We start from the raw sequence: 8,812 nt of genomic DNA on the forward strand, positions 1-8,812 counted from the left end.
CACGACCTGGTCATCGACTGGTTCGACGAGCACGCCCGGGACCTGCCGTGGCGCCGGCCGGACGCGGGCGCCTGGTCGGTGATGGTCAGCGAGTTCATGCTCCAGCAGACCCCGGTCAGCCGGGTGCTGCCGGTGCACGCCGAGTGGCTGGCCCGCTGGCCGCGCCCGGCCGACCTGGCCGAGGAGTCCCCCGGCGAGGCGGTACGCGCCTGGGGCCGGCTGGGCTATCCGCGCCGGGCGCTGCGGCTGCATGCGGCGGCGACCGCCATAGCGCAGCAGCACGGCGGTGAAGTCCCGCACGAACATGCGGAGTTGCTGGCCCTGCCGGGCGTCGGCGAGTACACCGCGGCGGCGGTGGCGTCGTTCGCCTACGGGCGGCGGCACATCGTGCTGGACACCAATGTGCGCCGGGTGTTCGCACGGGTGGTGACCGGTGTGGAGTACCCGCCGAACGCGACGACGGCCGCCGAACGCCGCACCGCGGGCGCGCTGTTGCCTGCCGACGAGGAGACCGCCGCGCGCTGGGCGGCGGCCACCATGGAGTTGGGCGCGCTGGTGTGCGGGGCGCGCTCCCCCGCGTGCGGTGCCTGCCCGGTGGCGGGGCGCTGCGCGTGGCGGTTGGCGGGTTCTCCCGCGCACGACGGGCCGGCGCGCAAGGGCCAGTCGTACGCCGGCACCGACCGCCAGGTCCGCGGCCGGCTGCTCGCCGTGCTGCGGGCGTCCACCGGCCCGGTGCCGAAGGCGGCGTTGGACACCGTGTGGCACGAACCGGTGCAGCGGGCTCGCGCGTTGGACGGCCTGGTCGCCGACGGCCTGGTGGAACCCTTGGACGGCGACCTGTTCCGGCTGCCCGTCTAGGCCCTGTCCCGCGTGCCCCGCGGCGCCCCGCCGCCCGGGCGCCGCGGTTCGGCCCGTTCCGCGGCGAAGTTCCGATTCGCCCCCTTCGCCCCCCGCTGTTACACAACCGATGGGCGGCTGTGCGCCCGCCGAGGGCCCACGGTGGTGAAAGCCCAACATCCGCTCCGTAGCGTCGAATCGCCGGACGGTGGGAGCACCTTCCCGCCGGTGGTGGGCACGAGGCGACAGGCGAAGGGGCGGGAGCAGCGATGGCGGCGAGCGGCGCGGTAGTGGAGTTCGACGAGTTCGAGGAGTACGTACGGACCCGGCAGGACGCCCTGCTGCGCAGCGCCCGCCGCCTGGTGCCCGATCCCACCGACGCCCAGGACCTGGTCCAGACCGCCCTGGTGCGGACCTTCCCCCGCTGGGACGACATCAGCGACAAGGGCCTGGCCGACGCGTACATGCGGCGCGTGATGATCAACACCAGGACCGAGTGGTGGCGCAGCCGACGGCTGGACGAGGTGCCCACCAGCGAGGTCCCGGACGCCGTCGTGGACGACGGCGCCGAGCAGCGTGCCGACCGGGAGATGCTGCTCGACGTGCTGCGGGTGCTGGCCCCCAAGCAGCGGCAGGTCGTCCTGATGCGGCACTACAGCCAGCTCACCACTGAGGAGACCGCCCGCGCCCTCGGAATGTCGACAGGTACCGTGAAGAGCACCCTGCACCGGGCACTGGCCCGGCTGCGCCACGAGCTGGAGCACGGCAGCTACGGGTACTCGTGCAAGGAGGACGTGTGCGCCGCATAGCCCCCATCGCCACGGCGTCCGCGCTGACCTGCGCGTGCGTCGTGGCCGCGGGCTGCGGTACCACCCTGACCGGCGCGCGCCGGGAGGGGCCGGCGCCGAGTGTCACCATGAAGGCGCCGCCCGGCGCGGATCCGGCGATCGCCGCCGACCCGGCGGCGCTGGCCGGGATGGTCCGCCGGGACACCAGCGTCAGCGCGGACGTCCGTGAGGATCTCACGCCCTGCCGGGACGACAGCTACCCGCTGGACACCGACGCCGGGGATCTCACCGCCGGCGACGGCCCGGACCTGGTGGTCAACATCACCACCTGCGGCGAGGGGATCGGTATCGCGGCCTACGTCTACCGGATGGTCGGCGGCAAGTACCGCTGCGTCTTCGCCGACGAGCGCGGCCCGGTGTACGGGACCGTGGACGACGGCCGGCTGGAGGTGGTGCACGAGGTGTATCCCAGCGACGACCCGGTGGCCTTCCCGACCGGGGAGGACGCGGTGACCTATTCCTGGCGCGCCGGTCACTTCGTGCAGACCGCCCGTTTCTTCACCGACTTCGCGGCGGCCTCGCCCACCCCCTCGCCGGAACCGACCTCCACCGAGCCGGTGCCGATGCCGAAGTCGGCGCTGCTGGACCCGGAGCTGCCCAGCCGGGCCGCGTTCCCGGCCCGGAAGGGGCACTGAGCGTATGGCGCCGGTCCATCTGCTCTTCGTCGAGGACGACGACGTGATCCGGGAGGCGACCACGCTCGCCCTGGAGCGGGACGGCTTCCAGGTCACCGCGGCCCCGGACGGCCTGATCGGCCTGACCGCCTTCCGCGCCGACCGGCCGGATCTGGCGCTGCTCGACGTGATGCTGCCGGGCCTGGACGGGGTGAGCCTGTGCCGCCGGATCCGGGACGAGTCGACGGTCCCGGTGATCATGCTGTCCGCGCGCGCCGACTCGATCGACATCGTGCTGGGCCTGGAGGCCGGCGCGGACGACTATGTGACCAAGCCGTTCGACACGGCGGTCCTGGTCGCCCGGATCCGGGCGGTGCTGCGGCGCTTCCAGGCCACCGCCGCCGCCGACCAGGGGTGCGCCCAGCTGTCCTTCGGCGACATCGCCATCGACCCGGAGGGCATGGAGGTGACCCGGGCCGGGGCCCGCCTCGCGCTGACCCCGACCGAGATGCGGCTGCTGCTGGAGTTCGCGGCCTCGCCCGGCACCGTGCTGTCCCGTGACCGGCTGCTGGAGCGGGTGTGGGACTACGAGTGGGGCGGCGACACCCGGGTGGTGGACGTCCATGTGCAGCGGCTGCGGACGAAGATCGGCGCGGACCGGCTGGAGACGGTGCGCGGCTTCGGTTACAAGCTGAGGGCGTGATGGCGTACGCCCGGCGGCCCGCCGTGACCTTCCTCCCGGCTCCCGCCCGGTCCTTCGCCCGGCGCATCGCCGGGCTTGTCGGGCTCGTCGGCCCGCGGCGCGGCTTCTTCCGCAGCGGCCTGCGCTGGAAGATCAGTACCGCGATCGCGGTGGTGTCCGCGCTGGTGGCGCTGGCGCTGAGCCTGGTGGTGCACAACGCGGCCCGGGTCAGCATGATCAACAGCACCCGCGACGTCCAGGACGAACGCGTGCAGTCCGCGCTGCGCATCTACGAGGCCACCGGCCGGCGGGTCTTCTTCGCCCAGCTGGACGACCCGGCGCTGCCCAAGGAGCTCAAGGCGTACGCGGCCAAGGGCCAGCGCGCTACCTACGTCCAGGACACCGACGCCGAGTCGCCGACGGTGTGGGCGGCCACGCCCGCCTCCGACGGCCACATCCTGTCGCTGAAGAGCACCTTCAGCGACCGCTACTCGGTGCTGGACGACCTGGACCAGGCCCTGGTGGCCGGCTCGCTGGCGGTGGTTTTCGGCGGTACGGCGCTGGGCGTGCTGATCGGCGGCCGGATGTCGCGGCGGCTGCGGCTGGCGGCCACCGCGGCCCGCAAGGTGGCCGACGGCGACACCGAGGTCCGGGTCCGGGAGGCGATCGGCGGCCGGCGGGTCCGGGACGAGACCGACGAGCTGGCCCGGGCGGTGGACGCGATGGCCGACGCGCTCCAGCTGCGGCTGGAAGCCGAACGCCGGGTGACCGCCGACATCGCCCACGAGTTGCGCACCCCGGTGACCGGCCTGGTCACCGCGGCCGAACTGCTTCCGCCCGGCCGCCCGTCGGAACTCGTCCGGGACCGGGTGGGCGCGCTGCGCACCCTGGTGGAGGACGTGCTGGAGGTGGCCCGGCTGGACGGCGCCGCCGAGCAGGCCGACCTGCAGGAGCTGGGGCTGGGCGACTTCGTCCGCCGCCGGGTCCGGACCCTCGCGCCGGACGCGACGGTCGTGGTGGACGAGGACGCCGTGGTGCAGACCGATCCCCGCAGACTGGAGCGCATCCTCGGCAATCTGCTGGCCAACGCGGCGCGCCACGGCGGCCCGGTGATCGAGGTGGTGGTCGACGGTCCCCTGCTGCGGGTCCGCGACCACGGCCCCGGCTTCCCGCCCGATCTGCTGCGCGAGGGCCCGAGCCGCTTCCGTACCGGCGTCCCGTCGCGGGCCGGCAGCGGCCACGGCCTGGGCCTGACCATCGCCACCGGCCAGGCCCGGGTACTGGGCGCCCGGCTGACCTTCCGCAATGTCCCGGCCGCCGACGGCGGGGGCGCGGTGGCCCAGCTGCTGCTGCCGCGCACCTGAGCCCGCCCCCTTGCCCCGGTCCCGCCCGCTCAGGCCCCGCCCTGCCCCGGGTCCGGCGCGCGGGTGCGGGCCAGCAGCAGGGCGATGTCGTCGTGGGTCGACCACCGGCCCCGCATCATGCCGGGCAGTACGACGCCCAGATTGCGGCGTGCGTCCGGAACGGCGCCCGGTGTCATGGTGGCGATCACATCGGTGCACATCTGCTCCAGCGAGTCCGGGCGCGGTGACAGCGCGGCGGCCAGCCGCCGCATGCCGTGCTCCAGGTCCTCGGTGCGGGTCTCGATGAGGCCGTCGGTGTACAGGGCGATGATGCTTCCCTCGGGCAGTTCCACCGTGACGGACTCGAAGGGCGTCAGTCCCAGGCCGATCGGCGGTCCGGTGGGCACCTCCGGGAAGGTGACCCGGCCGTCCGGCCGGATGACGGCGGGGGGCGGGTGGCCGGCCGAGGCCATCGTGCAGCAGCGGGTGGCGGGGTCGTAGACGACGTACAGGCAGGTGCCGGCCATCACCAGGGACGACAGGTTGATCCGGTCGCCTTCGTCCCGGCCCCGCTCCATCAGGCGCACGATGAGCCGCTCCAGCCGGGCGAGCAGCCCCTCGGGCGGCAGGTCCTGGTCGGCGAGGGTCTGTACGACGGTACGGAACTGCCCCATCATCGCCGCGGCGCCGATGCCGTGCCCGACGACATCGCCGACCACCAGGCCGACCCGGTCGTCCGCCAGCGGGATCACGTCGAACCAGTCGCCGCCCACCCCCTCGTGGGTGTCGGCCGGCAGATAACGCGACGCCACCTCGACCGCGCCGCCGCCCGACAGGTGCTGCGGGAGCAGATTGCGCTGCAGCGCCAGCGACGCGGCCCGCTCCCGGGTGAAGCGGCGGGCGTTGTCCAGGCTCAGCGCCGCCCACCCCACCAGTTCCTCCAGCAGCAGGACTTCGTCCCGGGAGAACGCCAGCGGATTGTCGGTGCGGACGAACACCGCCTCCCCGAGCACCCTGCCGCGCGCCTGGAGCGGGACGATGACCAGCGAGTGGATGCCGGTCGCCGCGATGGCCCGGGCCCGGTCCGGATCCTGGTCGAGCCAGGTGCCGGGCGAGGTGTCCAGCACCGGCTCGTAGTGGGTGTCCCCCGAGAACAGCACCTGGGTGAACGGGGACTTGGGCGGGACGAAGACCGCCTCGCCGATCCCCCACAGCGACTCCGGGATGCCTTCGTGGATGGAGGCCATGCCCGCCCGGCGGAAGACGGGGATACGGGAGTCCGCCGACGACAGCCGCTCCAGTGGCTCCTCGCCGAGGGGGACCGACTCGGCCAGGTCGACGGTGGCGTAGTCGGCCAGCAACGGCACCGCGACGTCGGCCAGTTCCTGGGCGGTGCGCATCACGTCCAGCGTGGTGCCGATCCGTTTGCTGGCCTCGCTGAGCTGGAGGAAGTGCTGGCGGCCACGGGAGTTGCCGACGTCGGTGGCCATCGAGCACACGCCGAGCGGTTCGCCGTCGGCCCCGTCGAGGCGGAAGTAAGACGACGACAGCACCTGTTCCTCGTCCTGGCCCGGCGGGATCCACCGGTACTCCCGCTCGATCACCGGTTCCCCGGAGTCGAACACGCCGCGGATCACGGCCTCGAGCGCCCGGCCCTCGTGGCCGGGGAACACCTCCGTGATCAGGCGTCCCAGCCGCTGCCGCCGTACACCGTTGTCCCGGCGCTCGGCCTCGGCGTTCAGCCAGACGCAGCGGGCGTCGCGGTCGTAGATGGACAGCCCGATCGGGGCGCGGGCGAGCAGGGCGGCGGAGACGGGCGTCCGGTCCGGTCGGATCCCGTCGGATCGGATCCGGTCTCCCGCCGCCCGGGCCGGATCGGTCCGATCCGGCCCGGTGTCCTCGGCGGGCCCGGCGGTGGCCGCCACCAGCCAGTGCGTGGCGCCGCCGACCGACAGCGGGGAGACCTCCGCCTCGATCTCGATGCCCTCCCCGTCGCTGCGGCGCACGCGGGCCGGCTCCGACCACGGCTCCCCCATCCGCACCCGCGCGGCCCAGCGCGCCGTCTGGCCGGCCCTGCCGTCCGGCACCAGCAGACGGGCGGCGGACCGGCCGACCACCTCGGCGGCGCCGTATCCGAGCAGTTCTTGCGCCGCCCGGGTCCAGCCCAGGACGGTGCCCCGGGTGTCGAGCACCGCGACCGCGGCACACACCCGGGTGGACCCCGGTCCTCCGCCTCTCGGCTCGGCCATCCGGGCCTCAGAACCGTCTCTGGGCGGCCGCCTCGGCCGAGGTCATCACGCGGGTGCGGGCCAGCAGCAGGGCGATGTCGTCCTCGGACGCGCCCGTGGTCGCCGTGCCCTCGGGGCCGGCGCCGATGTTCTGCCACGCGTGCGGCGCCATCGTGCCGACCACCTGCGAGCAGAGGTGGTCCAGCGATTTCCCGGCCAGCGCGAGCGCGGAACCCAGCCGGCCCATGCCGGTGTCGAGGTCGGCGGTGCGGGTCTCGATGAGGCCGTCGGTGTACAGGGCCAGGGTGCTGTTCTCGGGGAGTTCCAGCGCGAAGGGCTCGTAGGACATCAGGCCCATGCCGATCGGCGGTCCGGGCGGCACGTCGGGGAAGGTGACGTGGCCGTCGGGCCACAGCACCGCGGGCGGCGGGTGGCCGGCCGAGGCCATGGTGCAGGTGCCGGTGACCGGGTCGTAGACGGCGTAGGCGCAGGTGCAGCTCATCACCGGGCCGGCGAAGCCCTCGGCGTTGCCGTCCTGCTCGGTCATCAGCAGGATCAGCCGGTCCAGCCGGGCGAGCAGTTCCTGGGGCGGCAGGTCCTGGTCGGCCAGGGTGCGCATGATGGTGCGGAGCTGGCCCATCAGGGCGGCGGCGTTGATGCCGTGGCCGACGACATCGCCGACCACCAGGCCGACCCGGGCGTCGGGCAGCGGGATCGCGTCGAACCAGTCCCCGCCCACCCCTTCGTGGGTGTCGGCCGGCAGATACCGCGAGGCCAGTTCCACCGCGCCGCCGCCGGACAGGTTGTGCGGCAGCAGGTTGCGCTGCAGCGCGATGGACGCGGCCCGCTCCCGGGTGTACCGGCGCGCGTTGTCCAGACTCAGGGAGGCCCGGCCCACCAGCTCCTCGATCAGCAGCAGGTCGTCGGCGGAGAACGGCACCTTGTTGTCCGACCGCAGGAAGACGGCCTCTCCCAGCACGGTCCCGCGCGCCTGGAGCGGCACGACGATCAGCGAGTGCAGCCCGAGGTCCTCGACGGTCTTCGCCCGGGCCGGGTCTCCTTGCAGCCAGCTGCCCGGGGACATCTCGATCACCGGCTCGAAGTAGGTCTCCCCCGAGAACAGCACGCGGGCGAACGGGGACGTCCGGGCGACGAAGACCGCTTCCCCGACCCGCCACGGGGATTCCGGTATCCCTTCGTGGATGGAGGCCAGCCCCGCCCGGCGGAAGACGGGGACGCCGTGGTCGCTGGGGGGAAGCCGTTGCAGCGGCTCCTCGCCGAGCGGGACGGTCTCCCCCAGGTCGACGGAGACGTAGTCGGCCATCAGCGGCACCGCGGCGTCGGCGAGCTCCTGGGCGGTCTTGATGACGTCCAGCGTGGTGCCGATGCGGTTGCCGGCCTGGCCGAGGATGAGCAGGTGCTGGCGGGCCCGGGACTTGTCGATGTCGGTGGCCATGTTGCAGACACCGATCGGCCGGCCGTCCGCGCCGTCCAGCCGGAAGTAGGAGGCCGACAGCACGCGCTCCTCGTCCTCACCGGGGATCTGCCAGGTGTACTCCCGTTCGATGATCGACTCGCCGGTGTCCAGCACCTGCTGCATGGCGGAGGAGATCGCCTTGCCGGCGTTGCCCGGCTGCACCTCGGTCATCAGGCGCCCCAGCCGCTGCCGCCGCAGCAGGCCGTCCTGCCGCTCGGCGGCGCTGTTCAGCCAGATGCAGCGCAGATCCGTGTCCCAGATGGACAGGCCGATCGGTGAGCGGGCCATCAGCGCCGCCGACACCGACGACCGCGCCGGCGACCAGGAGGACGACCCGGTGGGGTCGGTGGCGGTCACGAACCAGTCGGTCCGGCCGCTGCCGGTCAGCGGGGACGCCTCGATCATCATCCGGACCGCCGGGCCGTCCTTGGGCCGGAGCTGGACCACCCCGGACCACGGCTCACGGGCCCGGGCGCGCGCGGCCCAGGCGGCGAGCTCGGCGGCCGTCTCGCAGTCGGCCAGCAGTCGCGCGGCGGGCCGGCCCACCACCTCCTCGGCTGTGTAGCCCGTGGCCCGCTCGGCGGCCACCGTCCAGCCCAGGACGATCCCGTCGCCGTCGACCACCGCGGTGGCAGCGCCGACCAGGCCGAGGGTGTCCTCGGCGGACCATGGCTTTCCTCTGCTGGACTCGGCCATCCCCTGCATCCCATCGACGATGCGCTTACGTACGGTTTGCCAGCTTTTGGGCGTGCCTCCCGTTCATTGTCCTTCAGGTCCGCCCCG

Annotated in this window: 7 protein-coding genes; 5 read left to right on the plus strand and 2 right to left on the minus strand. The window is 73.7% G+C overall.

The window, feature by feature from the left end; genetic code table 11:
* The 5 genes from GA0115240_RS01900 to GA0115240_RS01920 all read left to right on the plus strand — a co-directional run.
* Positions 1 to 858: A/G-specific adenine glycosylase (locus tag GA0115240_RS01900; protein ID WP_370673258.1), on the plus strand; the 858-nt coding region annotated here is incomplete at its 5' end.
* 248 nt (positions 859 to 1,106) lie between these two features.
* Positions 1,107 to 1,646, plus strand: a complete 540-nt coding sequence (locus tag GA0115240_RS01905; RefSeq protein WP_093734892.1) for a SigE family RNA polymerase sigma factor — start codon at positions 1,107 to 1,109, stop codon at positions 1,644 to 1,646.
* Positions 1,634 to 2,320, plus strand: coding sequence for a hypothetical protein (locus GA0115240_RS01910; RefSeq protein WP_093734893.1), 687 nt, complete (start codon positions 1,634 to 1,636; stop codon positions 2,318 to 2,320). The genes GA0115240_RS01905 and GA0115240_RS01910 overlap by 13 nt, the downstream gene beginning before the upstream one ends.
* Before the next feature lie 4 nt (positions 2,321 to 2,324).
* The gene (cseB, locus tag GA0115240_RS01915; RefSeq protein ID WP_093734894.1) at positions 2,325 to 3,002 is read left to right on the plus strand and encodes a two-component system response regulator CseB; all 678 of its coding nucleotides are present in this window, start codon (positions 2,325 to 2,327) and stop codon (positions 3,000 to 3,002) included.
* Positions 3,002 to 4,345, plus strand: a complete 1,344-nt coding sequence (locus GA0115240_RS01920) for a sensor histidine kinase (protein ID WP_093734895.1) — start codon at positions 3,002 to 3,004, stop codon at positions 4,343 to 4,345. Before cseB ends, GA0115240_RS01920 begins: the two co-directional genes overlap by 1 nt.
* Positions 4,346 to 4,374: 29 nt before the next feature.
* On the opposite strand, the gene GA0115240_RS01925 is transcribed toward GA0115240_RS01920, so the two are convergent.
* Both GA0115240_RS01925 and GA0115240_RS01930 read right to left on the minus strand, forming a co-directional pair.
* Entirely contained in the window at positions 4,375 to 6,573 is a 2,199-nt protein-coding gene (locus tag GA0115240_RS01925) for a SpoIIE family protein phosphatase (RefSeq protein WP_093734896.1), read from the minus strand.
* 7 nt (positions 6,574 to 6,580) lie between these two features.
* Positions 6,581 to 8,725 carry a SpoIIE family protein phosphatase gene (locus GA0115240_RS01930; protein ID WP_161301961.1) on the minus strand — a complete coding sequence of 715 codons (2,145 nt, stop codon included), beginning with the start codon at positions 8,723 to 8,725 and terminating at the stop codon, positions 6,581 to 6,583.
* Positions 8,726 to 8,812: the final 87 nt, after the last annotated feature.

Source organism: Streptomyces sp. DvalAA-14 (assembly GCF_900091855.1).
In the GTDB taxonomy this organism is placed as follows: Bacteria; Actinomycetota; Actinomycetes; order Streptomycetales; family Streptomycetaceae; genus Actinacidiphila.

Excerpts from the sequence above, each read along its gene's own strand:
- GA0115240_RS01905 (WP_093734892.1), top strand. The coding sequence starts at position 1,107 with ATGGCGGCGAGCGGCGCGGTAGTGGAGTTCGACGAGTTCGAGGAGTAC.
- cseB (WP_093734894.1), top strand. The coding sequence starts at position 2,325 with ATGGCGCCGGTCCATCTGCTCTTCGTCGAGGACGACGACGTGATCCGG.
- GA0115240_RS01920 (WP_093734895.1), top strand. The coding sequence starts at position 3,002 with ATGGCGTACGCCCGGCGGCCCGCCGTGACCTTCCTCCCGGCTCCCGCC.
- GA0115240_RS01925 (WP_093734896.1), bottom strand. The coding sequence starts at position 6,573 with ATGGCCGAGCCGAGAGGCGGAGGACCGGGGTCCACCCGGGTGTGTGCC.
- GA0115240_RS01930 (WP_161301961.1), bottom strand. The coding sequence starts at position 8,725 with ATGGCCGAGTCCAGCAGAGGAAAGCCATGGTCCGCCGAGGACACCCTC.